The sequence below is a fragment of the bacterium genome (assembly GCA_023150945.1).
GTDB lineage: Bacteria > Zhuqueibacterota > Zhuqueibacteria > Zhuqueibacterales > Zhuqueibacteraceae > Coneutiohabitans.
Genome location: JAKLJX010000004.1, coordinates 351,731 through 370,166 on the forward strand (window position 1 = coordinate 351,731; position 18,436 = coordinate 370,166).

Genomic DNA, 18,436 nt, shown 5'->3' on the forward strand with positions numbered 1-18,436 from the left:
TGAGCCGGGCTTTGTTCACCACAACTCAGGGAGGTAAATGGATGGCCGATGACGCGACAACGGGTCAATAGGGTAAACAAACTCAACGCCGTACCACCCAAAACTCAAGCGGAGGTTAGTATGAGACGTCTAGGTATAGGGATGTTGTCTCTGTTACTAATGGCGGCAGCCGCCTTTTCCCAGGTGAAGATGACACCCAACTGGGAGATCAAGGCCGATGCGGTCTCGTGGTTCAAGGCCGACAACAACACGCGCGGCTTGGCCTACAATCCGGCCACGGATCATGTGCTGGTCGTTGCCAGAACGGGCGCCCCGCGCGTCGTCATTCTCAATGCGGCCAATGGCGACAGCCTGGGCACGCTGGACCTGACCAATGTCGGCGGTGGCACGTTCCCCATCAATCTCATCGATGTGGATGAGAACGGTGTCATCTATGCCTGCAATCTCAGCGTCAGCAACACCGCCAATTTCAAGGTCTATCGCTGGCAGAACGAAGCCGCGCAACCCACCGTGGCTTTCGATGCGTTGTTCCCCACCACGCCGCATCGCTATGGTGATGCCTTCGGTGTGGTCGGCACCGGCGCCAACACAGAAATCTATGCCGCGGGCGGCGGCAACACGCTGCATGCCGGCCTGCTCACCACGGCGGATGGCGTGACCTACGTGGTCAACGACACCATTCGTGTGGGCACCCGGGCGCGCTTGGGCATCGATGCCACTGCGCCTGCCGGCAACATTTGGGGCAATGCCTACGGCGTGCGGCCGGCGCTGTTCGATCAAACCGGCATGCTGCTCGGCGGCGTTGCAGAAGCAGTTGCCGGCTTCCAGTCTTGCGGCATCAAGTATTTCAAGACCACGCCTGAGTTCATTGCCGTCAATCAAAACATTTCTGCCGGTCTGCCGAAATGGACCCGGTTGATCAATGTCACCAACGGCCCGGAGCGTGCGTTTGCCGTAGGTGAAACGGCGATGGTCGGCACCAATGCCAATCTCAACGGCACCGGCGCCTTCGGCTATGATCCCGTGCGCAATGCCTTGATCGTGCTGCTCTCCAACAACGTGATCGGTTCCTACAGCCTGGCGGAGGCCGTGACGCGCGTGCCCGTGACGTTTCAGATCGACATGGGCATTCAGAAACAACTGGGCTTCTTCAAACCGGATTCCCAGATTGTCGTGCTGCGCGGCAATTTCATCAATGAAGCCAATCCCGGCCTGGAGGAATGGAAGGGCAACCGCATTGAAGCCTTTGCCAGCGCGGCCAACCCGGATGTCTACACCCTGACCGTCGGCTTTCCTGCCAGCGCGGCGGGTTCGGAATTCGAGTTCAAGTATGTCATCGAGAACTTGACCGCCCGCGGTGACAGCGCCACCCAGGGCGGCAGTTGGGAGAACGTCGACAACCGCAAGTTCACGCTGGCGGCCGGCGGCCAGGTGCTGGATAAGGTCTACTTCAACAACAAGACCTCGGTTTCGGCCAAGGTGAAGGTGACCTTCTGGGTGAATACCGCCACCGTGCCCGACACCATCACCAGCCGGGCCAACATTCAAATCCGCGGCAACGAAGCGCCGTTGACGTGGGACAATGCCACCGGCGGCAAGCTCAACTATGTCTCCGGCGACTACTGGACCACGACGCTGGAGTTTGAATCCGGCACCGAGCTGCGCTTCAAGCTCTTTGCCGATTCCGAGAACGACGGCAACAGCGGCTGGGAAGCGAATCTCGGCACCGGCTCCACCAACCGGGAATGGAAGGTGGGGAACGCCGATGAGACCGTGCCGTTGCTGTTCTACAACACCGTCAATGGCCGCGATCAATTCTACACGCCCTTCACCGACGCCGACAAGATCGACGTGCTGTTACGCGTGAATGTGGCAGGCTATCAAGACTGGAATCCCGCCACCCGTGAAATCGGCATTCGCGGCGGCGTCGCGCCGTTTGACTGGGGCACCAGCTTCAAACTCGCCCCGGAACAAGACACGCAGAATGCCGGCCAGTTGAACTATCCGGCCGCGAATTTCTGGAGCGGCGTGGCACAGTTCCCGAAAGCGGCCGCGGATGTGCCGTATCAATTCGTCGTGCTCGAGAAGGGCACCGACAATGTCGTCCTGTGGGAAAACCAGCTCGGTGGTTTCGGCGGCAACCGCCAATTGTTGCTGAACACCGCGACTCCGGACACCACGCTCTACTGGAAGTGGCTCGGTGATGTCCCGCCGCTGCCCACCAACAACAAGGATGCCATCACTGTGACCTTCCGCACCGACGTGACCAAGGCCATCCGGGAGCGCGGTTTTTCGCATGGCGATACGCTGGAAGCAGTGGCCGGCTACAACGCCACCGCCAATACGGTCGGCCGGGTGCGTCTGGCACGGCAGGGATTCACCAACATCTACCAGGGCCAGCTTGATCTGGTGAGCACGATCAACAAGGACCTGGACTACCAGTATTATGTCACCAAGAACGGCGTCGAGGTGCGCGAGAACTACTACGACTTCAATTTCACCGGCAGCCCGGCCTCACGTGCGGAACGCCGCCGCCTCAACGTGCCCGGTGCCACATTCCAAATCGATGACGTCGAAGCGAGCGAAGTCAACGCGCGCCGCCAGCCCACCTTCCCGAATCAATCGCGGTTGGCGCGCAACGTGATGGTAACCTGGGAAGTCGATTTGCGCCCGGCGATCTATCAAGTCATGGCCGGCGATACGCTGTTCGACATTCAGGGCGATTTCAACATCACCAAGGCCACCAACATCCTGGCGGCGGGCGTGTGGATGAATGGTCCGGCAGTCGGCGGCTGGAGCAACACCGGCGGCGACTGGGGCCTGGGCCTGCAGAACAACCTCAACAAGAAGATGTATGACGACGGCACCAATGGCGACCGCGTCGCGGGCGACTCCATCTTCACGCGTATGGTGTTGGCCTCGCCGGACAGCACCGGCATCGGTTCCAAGAGCCAGGTCGGCCAAGTGTACAAGTTCGGCATTCAGGGCGGTGATAACGAAGGCGGCAAGGGCGGCTTCGGCAACAACCATGTTGCCAACATCGATGACAGCGGCCCGACCTTCACCATCTATACCCAATTCGGCAGCATCAACCCCGCTTACTATGATGCTTGGGACTTTGACAACCGCCGGCCGACGGCCGTCAAAGACCGGCCGGGCCAGGCGCCGCTCGCCTATGTGCTGGAACAGAACTATCCCAATCCGTTCAATCCGGAAACCGAGATTCGCTACGGCATCCCGAAGAATACGCGGGTGACCCTTAGCATCTACAATCTCGCCGGCCAGCTCGTGGCGACGCTGTTTGACGGCGCGCAGGTGGCAGGCACGCATTCGGTGAGATGGAATGGGTTCGATCGCGACGGCCAGCGCGCCAGCTCCGGCATCTACCTCTACAAGCTGGAAACGCCGGACTTCGTGAAGACCAACAAGATGGTGCTCACCAAGTAGCCTCAGGTGCAGCAGAGCTGTAACCAAAAATCCCGCGCCACCCTTTGCGGTGGCTGCGGGATTTTTTTTGCGGGTGGAAAGATCGGGTTGTGGCGCTGCCCGGCCGGGTTCAAACAGCGCGCCTTTAGCTGGATTCCGGTTTTGGCGCCACGGCCGGGAGCGGCCACGGATCCATTGCGTTTGATGATGAAACCGCTCTGGTTTTGCTGGCAATGGGCAAGCTGCTGTTGCGCCTCTCGCGATTTTGTCCCAGCACCAGATAAACCGAGATAACGATCACGATCGTCGCTGCGAAGGTCTGCATGGACACCGGCTCGCCCGCCAGCGCCCAGCCGAGAAACACCGCGATTACCGGATTGACGTAAGTGTGCGTTGCCACCCGCGTTGCCGAAGTGATGCGCAGCAGCCAAACATAGGCAGTGAAGGCAACGACTGAGCCGAAGACGACGAGATACACCCAGCTCAGGAGAGGCAGCAGGGAAAGCGCCGCGATTTGCAGCCGGCTGCCTTCACCCATGAGCAGGCCGGTGAGGATGAGCAGGAATCCGCCCACCATGAGTTGTAGCCCGGCCACCAGCGCCGGCGTGCTGGGGAGTTTGGCCACCCGGGAATAGACCGCACCGATCGACCAGGACAGTGTGCCGACGAGAATGGCGAATGCGCCGCCGAAATCCAAGTGCGCCGTGCTGAATTGTTGTCCGGGCGCCAATAGCAAGCCGAGGCCGGAGAGGCCGCAAGCCATCCCGATGATCGTGCGAAGGCTCGCTTTGTCTTCGCGCACGAGAAACGCCTCGATCAACGCGATCCACAACGGCTCGGAAGCCACCAGCAACGCCGCGGACCCGGAGGCGATTCGCTGCTGTCCCCACGCCAGCAAACCGTGACCCACCAGAAAGAACAAGATTGCGATCGTCAGGAGGGGCAGGAGGTTTTCTCTTTTGACTCTTCCTGCTCCGCGCGCACGGCTCCACAGGTAAAGGATGAAGCCGGCGGCCAGCGAGCGCGTTCCCATCATCAGGAAGGGAGGGAGGGCGGTCAGCGCATACTTGATCGCCAAGTAGGTCGAACCCCAAATGAAGTAGATGGCGGCAAAGGCGGCAAACAGTTTGAACTGGGTGTGCTGGTTCATAGTGGTTGCAAGAAGTCCCTTGCGGTTTGGTGATTGGAGCACAGCAAAACTGGCCGGGCAGATCGAGAGGGCTTCGGCGGACGCGCTATTGGAAAAGCGGACAAACCTTTACCCGTTTGTTTCGGGAAGAGGAAGCGTGCGGCACTCCTTGACCGTTTCCAATACGATGGTGGTGCGTGTGGAGCGCACGGACTTGATTCGGCCCAATTTTTCCCGCATGAATTCCATTAAATGCCGGGTGTCCTGCACCCGCACTTTGAGGAGATAGCAGTCTTCGCCGGCGACATTGTGAATCTCCTGCACCTCGGCCAGTTTGGCAATTTGCCGGGTGGTCGTGCTTCCGCCGAGGCTCTCCTCGGTCTTGACAAAAATAAAGGCGGTCAGACCGAACCCAAGTGCCGCGGCATCGAGGCGCACTTCGTAGCCAGCGATGACACCGCGCTCGTCCAGTTTGCGGATGCGCTCCAGCACGGCGGAGGGGGCCAGCGCGACTTGGCGCGCGATTTCAGCATTCGGAATTCGTGCGTTTTTCTGAAGAATGTTCAGAATTTTCGCATCAAGTTCGTCGATCATTCTGCTTTTCCAGTTTTGGGCAGAATATACGCCGGTGGGGAAAAATTTGTTTCACGGCCGGGCTGTGCCGGGTGGCGGGGCCAACTGGAGGTTCTCGAGGAGGGAATTCATTGCAGGCCTTGGCGCGACCACGCGGACCAGCCTGAAACCGTCTGATAGATCTCGTGCAGGCTGTCACCCTCAGTGCAAAAAGCAAAACGTCTCATGCGCAGGCGCAAAGCCGCAAAGGTTCGGCAAAGAAGAACTTTGCGCATTCTTTGCGTCTTGGCGGCTTTGCGTGAGGCTTTGCTTTTCGGTTTCGGCTTGTGCGGGTTGTTGATTGCCAAATTGCTGGGAGCTGTGGTTGAGTCTTCACAAGGTCCTTACAGGATGACAGAGGGCTCTGGTTGAGTCTTCACAAGTTCCTTACTGGATGACAGCGGACATTACCGCCCGGGCGGTGAACTGCCGTATCATCAGATTCTAACCCCAGGCAGTTCTACCTCTGCCGCATCAGCAGCAGCTTTTTGGTGAGAGAAATACTGGTCACTGCAGAAGCTGCTTCCAAGCGATAGAAATAGACTCCGCTGGGCAGGGGCTGGCCGCGGTTGTCCCGGCCGTTCCAACGGAATTGATGCACGCCGGCAGGCTTCATCATTGCCCAGGTTTTGACTTCCGCTCCCAGGATATCGAAGAGGCGAATCTGCACCTGCGCGGCTTGGGGCAGCGCAAAGCGGATTTCAGTGAATGCGCCAGCAGCCTTGGCGGTGAGAACAAAGGGATTGGGATAGTTTTGTTCGAGCGCAAACATTTCGGGCTGCGCGCCGGACTGTTTTTTGTCTTCAACTCGCACCGAAGGCTCATCCGGCGGCTCGAAGCCGTATTGCGAAGTGTGCCAGCGGTCATGGCCGTACATCGGCCAGGGGAAGCGCTCTTTGACATAAGGCACGCCGGGGATTTGCCAAACGGTGAGCCAAGTCTCTTTTGTTAGTGAGTCAGGACGGCCACTTGATACTGCTGCGATTTCTGTAGTGCCATCGCAATCCAAATCACCCAGTGCGACGGTATTGAAGCCAACATTTTGCCGCAAATACAAAGGCGAAAACGACTGTCTGGTCGCATCGTGATTAAGAATGGAAATCCGGCCTCTCAAAACACTGCCGGCAAAAACCTGCTCATTATTGCTTAAGGCAATCTCCAAAAGTCCATCCCCATCGATGTCACCAATCGCGGAGCTGCAAAAAGTGCTGGGGCCTCTCGTGGTTGCGTCAACTTCACTCAAGATCACAGGCCAGCCTGAAACAAAAGTACCGTCGCCCTTCCACGCTGCCATATGATCATAATTGGTGACGGCTATGAAATCCGGAAAACTGTCTTGGTCGATATCTGCCATTGCAGGACGTGAATAGTAGCCGGCAACAGGTACTCCGCCAACCGAAAAATGTGGCCAACCGGGCATCATCGTGCCATCGTAACGGTGGAGCGCAGCATAACCGAACAGATCGGGAGGAACAAACTTGAAAGTTACCACTGCGACCTCCAGCGTACCATTCAGATCAACATCAGCCAGCGCGGCATCGCTGCCGGCTGCGAAGGTATAGTTCTGCGGCAGCGTGATCGGCCAGCCTGGCAGCGGCTCGCCATTGGGCCGCCAAACATACAACCGGCCGAGATAATCCTCGAAGCGATCCGCCGCATATTGCCCCGGCATGACAATCTCGGGTTCGCCATCGGCATCGATGTCCGCAATCGACGCCTTTGCAATTGGGTAAAAAGGCGCAATGTCTCGCGGCCAGCCGCTGGCGACGGTGCCGTCATGATGAAAGACATAGACGCTGGTGTTGAAGTTGCCAACGATTTCCAGGTCGCCATCGTTGTCCAGATCATAAAGCGTGAGTGGTTCGAAGCCATCCCGCAATGCCACCGGGAAATTGGGAAGAAGGTTGCCGTCATGAGTCCAGGCATACAGGAAACTTTCATGGGTATGCGCAGAATCAACGTCATACGAATAGTCAACCGTTACAACTTCCAAGTTGCCATCATGATCCAAATCGCCAATGACCACAGGTTCTCTGGTTTCATGCGTTGTGGTTTGCGGCCAGCCGGGCAGGAGACTGCCGTCGCTTCGAAACGCGTAGACCCTGCGGCCGCTCGACACCAGAATCTCCAACTTGCCGTCGCGGTTGAGATCCGCCAGATTCGGGCCGGCACGAGGCGAGGTGTATTTTCCTGATTCGAGCAGAATCGGAAAACCCTCGCTTAACACAGGGACCGGCTGTGAGAACAGTCCCACCGGGCCGAAAAGCAACAATGAAATGAGCGGCCAGCGCTGCAGCCAGCGGGATGATGACATGGAACTTCTCCCGTCGCGAAGATTGAAGGCGGTGATCCCAAAAGCCGGAATCACCGCCGGAATGAGAAACAGACAGTACCTCAGGCTCAGTAAGGAACCATGATGATGTCATCGGTATGAGTGGCGCTGCCTTGGATATGGTAGGCTGAGACGGATCCCGTCCAGTGACCGTCATCTGCATGAACGGAATAAGTGCCGGTGGGAAAGTCTGAATCAGATCCTTCGATAATGTAGTTTCCCCTCGTATCCCAAACATAGCCAGGATTGCCGATTGGCGCACCTCCAAGCCAAGCTTGAACTTCTGTGTATTGTTCCGCCGGTTCGCCATTCATGAGAATCGCCTTGCCATAGAACTGCGTGCTGCTCGGCGTGCGCGCTTCCAACTTCAACGCGGCAAGCCCCACCAAAAGGAGGGCAAGCGCCGCTGCGAAGAAAACAATCAGACGTTTCATCGGTAATTTCCTTTCTTGAGAAAGCATTCACGTATGGCCTGGCAGCCGCAAAGAAACCCTTGCTTCTCAAGAGGCCAATGAGTATCATCGGGTGCTTTTTGGTTGAGAAGCTTTGGTGGTCTCTCAGCAGGCTGCCAAAGCTTTTCTTTTTTTGGAGAGCAAGAAAAAGCCGGGTGGGAGGAAGCTCAGCAAAACGTGCAGCGGCCATGAAAGCGGTGTTTCTTCATGGCAGGGATCGCCTAAAATGGCATTTGATCTCTTTGGGCAGAGTGAGAGGGGAAAGCGCGGCGGAGGAGAGCGGTGTGTTGCCAGGCGCGAGAGGTCGACTCCCCATTCCCACCATGCCGTTGAACCGGCGGCAGAATAAGAAAAAGAAAAAACTCTTTGTCAAGCAGCATTTTCAGGCTTTTCTTTGCAAGCGGCAGGAGAGAAACCGGGGATTGGTGCTGTCATTTTGCCAGGCAGCCTGCGAATGTTCTGGGAGGTGCGCATGAGGCTGCACAAGGTCTCTGCGGGATGACGGCGCTGTGCCTGGGTCTTCACAAGGTCCCTACGGGATGACGGCGCTGTGCCTGGGTCTTCACAAGGTCTCTGCGGGATGACGGCGTTTGCCGGGTCTCGCGTGGGTTGTTCCCCTCAGTGCAAAAAGCAAAACGTCTCATGCGAAGGCGCAAAGCCGCGAAGGTTTCGCAAAGAAGAGCTTTGCGCATTCTTTGCGTCTTAGCGACTTTGCGTGAGGCTTTGCTTTTCGGTTTCGGCTTGTGCGGGTTGTTGATTGCCAAATTGCTGGGAGCTGTGGTTGAGTCTTCACAAGTTCCCTGCGGGATGACAGCGGACTTTACCGCCCGGGCGGTGAACTGCCGCATCATCAGATTCTAACCCCAGGCAGTTCTACCTCTGCCGCATCAGCAGCAGCTTTTTGGTGAGAGAAACACTGGCCGCCGCTGAAGCCGCTTCCAAGCGATAGAAATAGACTCCGCTGGGCAGGGGCTGGCCGCGGTTGTCTCTACCGTTCCAACGGAATTGATGCACGCCGGCAGGCTTCATCATCGCCCAAGTTTTAACTTCCGCTCCCAAGATATCGAAGAGGCGAATCTGCACCTGCGCGGCTTGGGGCAGCGCAAAGCGGATTTCGGTGAAATGGCTAGTAGCATTTTGCGAGAGAACAAAGGGATTGGGATAATTCTGTTCGAGTGCAAACGTTGCCGGCAGCGCGTGGGATTGGTTTCTGTCTTCAACTCGCACCGAAGGCTCATCCGGCAGCTCGAAACCGTATTGCGAAGTGTGCCAGCGGTCATGGCCGTACATCGGCCAGGGGAAGCGCTCTTTGACATAAGGCACGCCGGGGATTTCCCAGACGGTGAGCCAAGTCTCTTTGGGGAGTCTTTCGTGAGAGCGCCCGGTTGACACGGTGACAACATCTACAGAACCATTTTCATCCAAATCTCCCAGGGCAACGCTATTGAGACCCGCTAGTTGCCGTGGTCGCAGAAACCACGGCAGCAATGTGCCATCATGATCAAAGACGGGAATGCTGCCGATCCAGATACCATCAACGAAGGAACCGCCGGCATTTGTTGCAAAGATCTCAACTTTTCCATCATGATCAATGTCGCCGGCACAGGGGTTGGAAAGAGTAACATCTCCAACCAACGGATTGCCGATTTCTCGGAATATGACAGGCCACCCCGGGACCAGAGTGCCGTCGCCTTTCCAAGCAACGAGGTGATCAAAGCCATCGCCGAAGATCAAATCCGGGAAACCATCAGCGTCGAGATCGCCGGCTGCTGGCCCTGACTGAAAGCCATTGAGAGAATCCGCTGCGACGGTAAAATGCGGCCAACCGGGCATCAGGTTGCCATCATGGCGATAGAGCGCGGCAAAGCCTCTGACAACGGGAGGAATGAACTTAAATGTTCCCACGGCGATCTCCAGTGGGCCATTCAAGTCTACATTTACGAGCACAGCATCGTTTGAATAAGCAAACGTGTAGTTGTCGGGTAATGTTAACGGCCAGCCTGCCAGCGACTCGCCATTGGGCCGCCAAACATACAATCGGCCGAGGTAATCCTCGAAGCGATCCGCCGCATATTGCCCAGGTAACACAATCTCGGGTTGGCCGTTGGCATCGATGTCCCCAATCGACGCTTTTGCAATTGGGTAAAAAGGCGCAATGTCTTGCGGCCAGCCGCTGGCGACGATGCCGTCATGATGAAAGACATAGACCCTGGTGTTGAAGTTGCCAACGATTTCCAGGTCGCCATCGTTGTCCAAATCATAGAGCGTGAGTGGTTCGAAGCCATCCCGCAGTGCCAGCGGGAAATTGGGAAGAAGGTTGCCGTCATGAGTCCAGGCATACAGGAAACTTTCATGGGTGTGCGCCGAATCAACGTCGTACGAATAGTCAACGGTTACAACTTCCAAGTTGCCATCATGATCCAAATCGCCAATGACCGCAGGTTCTCTGGTTTCATGCGTTGTGGTTTGCGGCCAGCCGGGCAGGAGACTGCCGTCGCTTCGAAACGCGTAGACCCTGCGACCGCTCGACACCAGAATCTCCAACTTGCCATCACGATTGAGATCTGCCAAGTTTGGGCCTTCGTGAGGCGAAGTATATGTTCCCGATTCCAGAAGAATTGGGAAGCCTTCGCGGAGGACAGGTGACGGTTGTGAGAACAACCTGAAGGGGCTCAAGATTAACAGCAGAATCACAAGAGGCGGCCAGTGCTGAACGGAGTGAGATGCCAACATGAAAATCCTCCTGTCGCATACCATACAATGAGGCGTTGATCCCGAGAGGTCGGGATCAACGCCCGAATGGCTTGCCGATAAGGCAGCGAGTTTCCTATGAATGAAGAACAGACAATACCTCAGGCTCAGTAAGGAACCATGATGATGTCATCGGTATGAGTGGCGCTGCCTTGGGTATGGTAGGCTGAGACGGAACCTGTCCAGTGACCATCATCTGCATGAATTGAATAGGTTCCGGTTGGGAAATCTGAGTTGTCTCCACCGATGTAAAAGTTGCCTCTCGTATCCCACACTTCACCAGGAGATTCCACTGGAACACCTCCAAGCCATGCTCGAACAACTGTGCCCTTGTCGGCCGGCTCACCATTCATGTGAATCGCCTTGCCATAGAACTGCGTGCTGCTGGGCGTGCGCGCTTCCGACTTCAACACGGCAAGCCCCACCAAAAGGAGGGCAAGCGCCGCTGCGAAGAAGATGATTAAACGTTTCATCGGAAATTTCCTTTCTTGAGAAAGCATTCAAGCATACGCCGCGGCAGCCGCAAAGAAACACTTGCTTCTCAAGAGGCCAATGAGTATCATCGGGTGCTTTTTGGTTGAGAAGCTTTGGTGGTCTCTCTGCAGGCTGCCAAAGCTTTTCTTTTTTGGAGAGGAAGAAAAGGCCGGGCGGGGGGAAGCTCAGCAAAACGTGCAGCGGCCATGAAAGCGGTGTTTCTTCATGGCGGTGATCGCCTAAGAAAAATAGCGTTTGATCTCTTTGGGCAGAGTGAGAGGGGAAAGCGCGGCAGAGGATACCAGTGTGCTGCCAGGCGTGAGAGATCAACTCCCCATTCCCACCATGCCGTTGAACCGGCGACGGCAGAATAAGAAAAAAAACTCATTGTCAAGCAGGATTTTCAGGCTTTTCTCTGCAAGATGACAACGGGATGACAGCGGACATTACCGCCCAGGCAGTTCTACCTCTGCCGCATCAGCAGCAGCTTCTTGGTGAGCACGACGCTACCCGCCGCTGAAGCTGCTTCCAACCGATAGAAATAGACTCCACGGGGCAAAGGCTGGCCACGGTTGTCCCGGCCGTTCCAGCGGAATTGATGCACACCGGCAGGCTTCATCATTGCCCAGGATTTGACTTCGGCTCCCAAGATATCGAAGAGGCGAATCTGCACCTGCGCGGCTCGGGGCAGCGCAAAGCGGATTTCAGTGAATGCGCCAGCAGCCTTGGCGGAGAGCATAAAGGGATTGGGATAGTTCTGTTCGAGTGCAAACTCCGTCGGCAGCGCGCCGGTTGGATTTCTGTCATCAACTCGCACCGAAGGCTCGTCCGGCAGCTCGAAACCATATTGCGAAGTATGCCAGCGGTCATGGCCGTACATCGGCCAGGGAAAGCGCTCTTTGACATAAGGCACGCCGGGGATTTGCCAGACGGTGAGCCAGACTTCGCGATCCCGTGTATCGCCGGAAAGGGTTATCAGTTCCAGAGTGCCGTCACCTTCCAAATCTCCCATCGCGACAGTATTGATGGCGGCCGTTTGTCGCGGCCGTAGCGGTGACCAGGGCAGACTGCTGGCATCATGGTTGAAAGCATAGATTCGCCCCAGCCATATGCCATCGATCAGTTCGGCCTGGTTGTTATTGGTCAAAATCTCCACGTTGCCATCGCCATCAATATCTCCCGCCGAGGGATTGATGAATGTTGACCGACCGACGAGGATGGAATCCAATTGCCCGAGAAGGACCGGCCAGTTTGGCACCAAGCTGCCATCGCCATTCCAGGCGACGATGTGATCGTAAAGATCGGCAAAGATCAGCTCCGGTTCTTCATCGTCGTCGAGATTGGCGACCGCCGGGCCGGCGCCGAATTCGTAGAGCGAATCTGTGCCCGCGGTGTAGATTGGCCAACCCGGCATGATCGTGCCGTCATGACGGTATAGAATCGCATACCCGGGAGGCAGGCGAAGGTCGTCGACGTAACTGCCTACGGCAATCTCGAGGAAGCCGTCACGATCAACATCGACCAGCGCGGGATCGCACCGACTGGCATAAAGATAACCGCTTGGCGTGTCGATTGGCCATCCTGCAGGAATATTCCCATTACAATCCCAAGCATACAAACGGCCAAGACTTTGATTCTTTTGTGGTGCAATGAATTCAGCGGCAATCACGATTTCGGCGAACCCATCACGGTTAAGATCACCGACGCTGGCCTTGCTCATTGGATAAAAGGGCGCCAATTGCTTCGGCCAACCCGGCAGAATAGAGCCATCGTGATGAAAGACGTAGAATTTCTGACCAAAACCTCCCATGATTTCCAGATCACCATCGTTGTCCAAATCAAACAACGAAATGGCACCCACCCCCATCTCCAACCGCACCGGGAAGCCCGGTAGAGGTATGCCGTTACAAGCCCAAGCATAGACGAAGCTTTGCCGGCTGAGGCCCTCCCTGTCCAACGTTATAATTTCGAGGGTACCGTCACCGTTCAGGTCACCGACTGCCGGAGAGTGGATAGTATTAAAAGTAGTTTTCTGCGGCCAGCCAGGTAACAAGCTGCCCTCACTCCTGAAAGCATAGACCGTTTTGCTGCTAGCAACAATGATATCGAGCCGGCCGTCGCGATCGAGATCAGCCAGCATCGCCCCCTCTTGAGGGCCCGTTGGGCCAATTGAATCAATCAGCGTTGGAAATCCTGGTGCAGGGGACGGTCTCTCCTGGGCATGGGTTTTCAAACAATAGGATGCCAATAGAAAAACCAACGTCAATTCAACAGGAATATGATCTTGCATGTGCGTTCTTCTTCTCCAGAAATAGAAGACCGAGACAAGGTTGTTGTCTCGGTCTCGCAAGGGAAGTCAGCAATAAGAGTGCTGAGGTGATTCAGTAGGCCGTATCAAGAATGATATCCTGATCTGTAGAGACATGAATCGTATGACTCACGTTCGTTTCCACGCCCAGCATGCCGACGAGATCATCTCCCTTGAGGGTGTAGCTGCCGGTGGGAAACTCTTCATCGCTACCGCGAATCTGATAGCGGCCGTCGCTGTGCTGAAGGTATATTGTCCTCTTCAGCTCACTGCCAAGAAAAATCCTGACTTCCGTGTTGGGTGGTGCTGGGGTGCCAATCCTGTATTTTACGTACCCCGCAAATTGAATGTTGTCCACGGGCCGGGCTTTGGACTCAAAGGCAGAGGTTGCCAGAGCCACCACGGCAAGCAGGAGGGCGAGAACAGCCAAGAAGCGTTTCATTTGAAACTCCTTTCTTGAGAAAGCATTCACGTGTGAGCTTGGCAGCCGCAAAGAAACCCTTGCTTCTCAAGAGGCCAATGAGTATCATCGGGTGCTTTTTGGTTGAGAAGCTTTGGTGGTCTCTCAGCAGGCTGCCAAAGCTTTTCCTTTTTGGAGAGCAAGAAAAAGCCGGGTGGGAGGAAGCTCAGCAAAACGTGCAGCGGCCATGAAAGCGGTGTTTCTTCATGGCAGGGATCGCCTAAAATGGCATCAAACATCCCATGACAAAGCGAGAGACGAGAGAGACGAGAGAGACGAGAGAGACGAGAGAGACCCCCGCTCCCACCTTGTGTTCCTATATTGACGACGCAAGAAAGAAAACGAAATTGACATTGTCAAGGAAAATTTGTTGAATTTTTTGTAACAATCTGTGCCGCGACCGCAAACTGGCCGTGCGGGCCTGCCCGAGGCTGTTTGCAGAATCTCTGGTGGGCTGCTGCTCGCAGTGAAAAAAACAAAGCTATTCATGCGAAGGCGCCAAGCCGCGAAGGTTTCGCAAAGAAGAGCTTTGCGCATTCTTTGCGTCTTAGCGGCTTTGCGTGAGGCTTTGCTTTTCGGTTTCGGCTCATGCGGGCTGGGGTTTGCGAATTGCCTGGGGCTGTGCTTGAGTCTTCACGAGTTCCCTTCGGGATGACAGCGGACTTTACCGCCCGGGCGGCCACCTACTTCATGGCTTGCAATCTCTGCCAGTGCTCCGCTGCGCCGGGATAGCGGGGATGGGCTTGCAGCAATTGCCTTGCGAATTGCCGCGCAGCCACGAAATCCCCGCTCTTTGCACAGCCGATCGAGAGATTGTAAAGCGACTCGGGATCGTTCGGCTCCTGTTGCAGCGCCTGATGCAAATAACGCAAGCCCTGCGCCAGCTCATTGCGATGAACGGCGATGGTTCCCAGCCACTTGTGCGCCAGCGCCGTCGGCTCGACCGCCAGGGATTGCTCAAATATCTCGTACGCTTCAGGCAGGCGATTGAGGCCAAGATAAGTCAGCCCGAGCCGCAGATAGGGCGCAACCACGTAGGGCATGCCGATCACCAGCGCCTCGTATTCTCGCGCCGCCAAGTCCGGCAGCTTGTTCTTGAGATAGTAATCCGCAAGCTCAGCATGCGCCTGATCCCAACTGGTTTCTTCGCGCAACAGGGCATAGGCCAGTTCTTGCAGGCGATTCTGCGGCTGGTATTGCAACGGCACAAAGCTGTTGGCTGCGGCCGTGAACGGCCAGTTGGAAGTGAGCACGGCCAGCCGCAAACGTACAACTTCTTCATCCAATGCCGTCACTCCCTGCACGCGCCACGGCAACGTGTCCAACGGCGAAATCGCGCCCGCTGGCGGCGGCAGCCAGCCGAGGCGTTGCAGTTGCGCGCCGAACGCTCTGGCGATCAGTAGATGCCCGTCGAGGTTGGGATGGACATGCTCGAACAGCAGCGTATTGCCGATAATGCCGTGCGGCGAGTGCGCGGCAAAGGTATCGGCCATCGCGATCACCGGCAGATTGCGGCTGCGTGCGACCGCGTGAATGATGCGATTGAAATCGCTGCTGGCGCGGAAACGCAGGCCGTCCAAGTCGCGGGCGGCCGTGAAGGCTGCGCGTGCTTCTGATGCTCTTCCCAGCCGCAGGAGGCAATTCCCTCTTTCAAAGTGCAAGCGCGCCGGCAGGCTGTCGATCTCTGCCGCCCGGTTGAACCACGCGAGCGCGGCAGCACAACTGTCGGCGGCTGCCAGCCGCATGGCCTGCTCGAAGCAACGCTGCCACTGGGTGCGATCGCTGCGGGCCCCATGCAGCGAGGCAAACGGCGGCAGGCCGCTGAAATTGCTGGGCAAATCACTCAACATCACTTTGAGGCCGCGGCTTTGCAGCAGCGCCACCAGCTCGTCGAGATTGTCATGAAACTGGTGCGCGGTGAGAGTATAAAGCGCGCTGCCCAGGGGAATTTGCTTCTCTTCGGCGAGGCGGGCCATCAGCGTGCCGCTTTCACGAGGAGCGAGCGCGCCGGAAGCAGAGGTGAGCTGCAGCAGAGAACGGCGCAACAGTTGCATCAGTTTGAGGTGCTGCAGCCGCAGATAGAGCCTGATCCAACCGCGGCGCCGGCCGAGCGACTCGGTGGAGGCGCTGCCAAACGCGCCATAGAATTCGTTGTGGCCCGCGTAGATGAGCACTGCATCCGGCGCGTAGCCGGCCAGCTCATCGGCGAAGTCGAGCAGGGCGTAACTGCTCACTGCCGGCAATGCCAGATTCACCATTTCGATGCGGAGATCAGGCCGTGCCTGCTGCAGATGCTCGCGCAGCATGCGTGAGAAAGCGCCGTTGTTGAGATGGGGAAAACCCGCGGCAGCCGATTCTCCCAAAACAAAAATGCGGAAGGCGTTGGCCGGCTTCTGTTTGAGGAAGGCGTCGTAGGAAGTGGCCGGCAGAAAATCCCGGCGCAGGAAATAGCGCCGCCCGACATTAGGGTTGGTGATCCAGTAATTCTGATTTTTTTCGAGCGTGACAAACAAGGAGACATCCTCGCCGTAGCCGGCAAGGCGCAGGCCCAGCTCGATCAAGCCGAGGATGGCCAGCGGACTGAGGGCGAGCAGCACGTAGAAGAAAAGCTTCCTGGCCCAACTGAGGTGCGTTTGCATGGCGGAAAAGTAGCTGCAGCACTGACAAATATCAACCCCTTTCTCCGGCAACGGTGTTTTCGGTTTTGACATTGGCGGGAATTTTGTATATTCGCCAGCGTTGCCGCGATGCTGAAGTGGAGCAATTCATTTCGAGCGTTCTTGAGAAAATCATGTAGAGCATTCGAGTTTTGCCGAAAATTCACAAGATCCCTTCTGGATGACCTCTGTGGCGACAACCCTTCTCAAAGCGCGTGTTCGCCGGTCCGTCAGTGGCCTAATCGTATGAATCGGAATCCCGCGTTCTTACCTCCCCAAGTGTTGCGCGCGGCCGTTGTTGTTATGCTGGCTCTTTCGGCTGCCGGCTGCACGCGCGAACCGAAGCCGGCGGTGGTCGCGACCGTCGGCAAGCTGGCCATCACAGCCGAGGAGTTTCGCGACCGCTTTGAACTCAATCCCCGCCTGCTGCAATATCAAAATCCCGAATACGCCAAAGTGCCCTTTCTCGGCGCGCTGATTGCCGAGAAGTTGCTGGCGCTCGAGGCAGAGCGACAACGCCTGGCGCCGCCCGCCCGTACGCTGGCTTTCCTCGAACAAATCAAGCGCGAGGCAACCATCGAGGCCTTTCACCACCTGGAAGTCGCCGCCAAGATCGAAATCTCGGAGGCCGAGTTGCGGCAGGCCTACGCCCGCCAGCGCCGCGTGCTGCAGATTCAATCTGCCTCGTTCAAAACGCGGCAGGAGGCCGAGCAATTTCGACAGCGGGTTCTGGCAGGTGAAACCTTTCCGCAGGCGCTGGCACCGGCGCTCGGTGGGAGCCGGCCGCAGGTGGATACCATGCAGGTGAGATGGGGCAGCGCCGCGCCTGCGATCGAAGACGAACTCTTCACCCTCAAGGCCGGCGAGCTTTCCGCGCCGATTCTCTCGCTGGGCGAGTACTATGTTGCCGGTCTCCTGGGCGAAACAGTTGATGCGTTTCCGACCGAGGCTGACTTTCAAGAGAAACGTGAAACGATTGCGCGTAATCTGCTCAAGCGCAAACGCAGTGCCGCCTTTGCCGATTCCTTCAAGCAAATGATGATCGGCAAACGTACTGCGATTCCGCCGGAGCGCTTCAAGTTTCTGGTCGAGCGTCTCGAGGAATTGTTTCTCGGCCAAGCTGCCGGCGGCCGCGAACCCAATCCCTCACCGCTCAGCCAGCAGGAATTTTCCCGCGCTGAAGCCGGCCTCGCAGCGCACTGGCAGGAAGTGTTGGTGACCTTCGACGACGGCAGCACGTGGACGATGCGCGAGTTTCTGCAGCGCCTGAGCGTGGGCCGGCAGAGTTTGGACTTCAGCCAGCGCCGCAGTTTTCGTTTCAGCTTGCGGCAGGCACTGCTGGCGATGGTGGAGCAGGAGTACATTTACAAAGAAGCCGCGCGCCGCGGACTCGATCAGTCCGCGGAGGTCAAGGGAGAGGTGGCGATGTGGCGCGACAATTTGACGGCGCGCCACCTGCTGCGGCAAATGCTGCTGCCAGACAGCGGGGCAATGGATGAACAAGAAATGCCCGCACTCAGCGACGAACAACTGCGGCGCTTGACCGTAACGCTGCTTGCGCTGTCCGATTCGCTGAACATCACCATCGATCAAGCAGAGCTGCGCCAGGTGGTGGTGCGCAATGCCGGCATGCTGGCCTTGAAGACGCATTTTCCCGGACGCATGGTCGTGCCCCTGCCCCTGCCGCTGGAAAACCTTCCGAATTGGCAGGAAAAGATCTTCGCAAAAATGGGTTATTCCGCCCCGGTACCGCCGCCAGAATGAGCAAGCGCAACCGCAAATCTCCTGCTGCACTCCGTCCGGCGTCGCGGCAAACATCATCGTCGCGACCGCCA

11 protein-coding genes are annotated in these 18,436 nt (G+C 57.1%); 2 read left to right on the forward strand and 9 right to left on the reverse strand.

Going from position 1 to position 18,436, the window contains the following annotated elements; translation table 11 throughout:
* The first annotated feature begins 141 nt into the window (after positions 1–141).
* Positions 142–3,447 carry a DUF4623 domain-containing protein gene (locus L6R21_08150; GenBank protein ID MCK6559158.1) on the forward strand — a complete coding sequence of 1,102 codons (3,306 nt, stop codon included), beginning with the start codon at positions 142–144 and terminating at the stop codon, positions 3,445–3,447.
* A gap of 124 nt (positions 3,448–3,571) precedes the next feature.
* On the opposite strand, the gene L6R21_08155 is transcribed toward L6R21_08150, so the two are convergent.
* The 9 genes from L6R21_08155 to L6R21_08195 form a co-directional block, all read right to left on the reverse strand.
* Positions 3,572–4,576, reverse strand: a complete 1,005-nt coding sequence (locus tag L6R21_08155) for an EamA family transporter (protein ID MCK6559159.1) — start codon at positions 4,574–4,576, stop codon at positions 3,572–3,574.
* 108 nt (positions 4,577–4,684) lie between these two features.
* On the reverse strand, positions 4,685–5,149 hold the full coding sequence (locus L6R21_08160; protein ID MCK6559160.1) for an Lrp/AsnC family transcriptional regulator: 465 nt from the start codon (positions 5,147–5,149) through the stop codon (positions 4,685–4,687).
* A 478-nt stretch (positions 5,150–5,627) separates the two neighbouring features.
* On the reverse strand, positions 5,628–7,481 hold the full coding sequence (locus tag L6R21_08165; GenBank protein MCK6559161.1) for an FG-GAP-like repeat-containing protein: 1,854 nt from the start codon (positions 7,479–7,481) through the stop codon (positions 5,628–5,630).
* 86 nt (positions 7,482–7,567) lie between these two features.
* Positions 7,568–7,933 carry a hypothetical protein gene (locus L6R21_08170; GenBank protein ID MCK6559162.1) on the reverse strand — a complete coding sequence of 122 codons (366 nt, stop codon included), beginning with the start codon at positions 7,931–7,933 and terminating at the stop codon, positions 7,568–7,570.
* An 891-nt stretch (positions 7,934–8,824) separates the two neighbouring features.
* The gene (locus tag L6R21_08175) at positions 8,825–10,684 is read right to left on the reverse strand and encodes an FG-GAP-like repeat-containing protein (GenBank protein ID MCK6559163.1); all 1,860 of its coding nucleotides are present in this window, start codon (positions 10,682–10,684) and stop codon (positions 8,825–8,827) included.
* Positions 10,685–10,809: 125 nt separating this feature from the next.
* Positions 10,810–11,175, reverse strand: a complete 366-nt coding sequence (locus tag L6R21_08180; protein MCK6559164.1) for a hypothetical protein — start codon at positions 11,173–11,175, stop codon at positions 10,810–10,812.
* Positions 11,176–11,639: 464 nt separating this feature from the next.
* Positions 11,640–13,466, reverse strand: a complete 1,827-nt coding sequence (locus L6R21_08185) for an FG-GAP-like repeat-containing protein (GenBank protein MCK6559165.1) — start codon at positions 13,464–13,466, stop codon at positions 11,640–11,642.
* 91 nt (positions 13,467–13,557) lie between these two features.
* Complete coding sequence (locus L6R21_08190; protein ID MCK6559166.1) at positions 13,558–13,926, reverse strand: hypothetical protein; 369 nt, start codon at positions 13,924–13,926, stop codon at positions 13,558–13,560.
* Between the two features lie 701 nt (positions 13,927–14,627).
* Complete coding sequence (locus tag L6R21_08195; protein MCK6559167.1) at positions 14,628–16,583, reverse strand: tetratricopeptide repeat protein; 1,956 nt, start codon at positions 16,581–16,583, stop codon at positions 14,628–14,630.
* 321 nt (positions 16,584–16,904) lie between these two features.
* Between L6R21_08195 and L6R21_08200 the strand changes: the two genes are divergently transcribed.
* The gene (locus L6R21_08200; GenBank protein MCK6559168.1) at positions 16,905–18,365 is read left to right on the forward strand and encodes a peptidylprolyl isomerase; all 1,461 of its coding nucleotides are present in this window, start codon (positions 16,905–16,907) and stop codon (positions 18,363–18,365) included.
* Positions 18,366–18,436 lie beyond the last annotated feature (71 nt).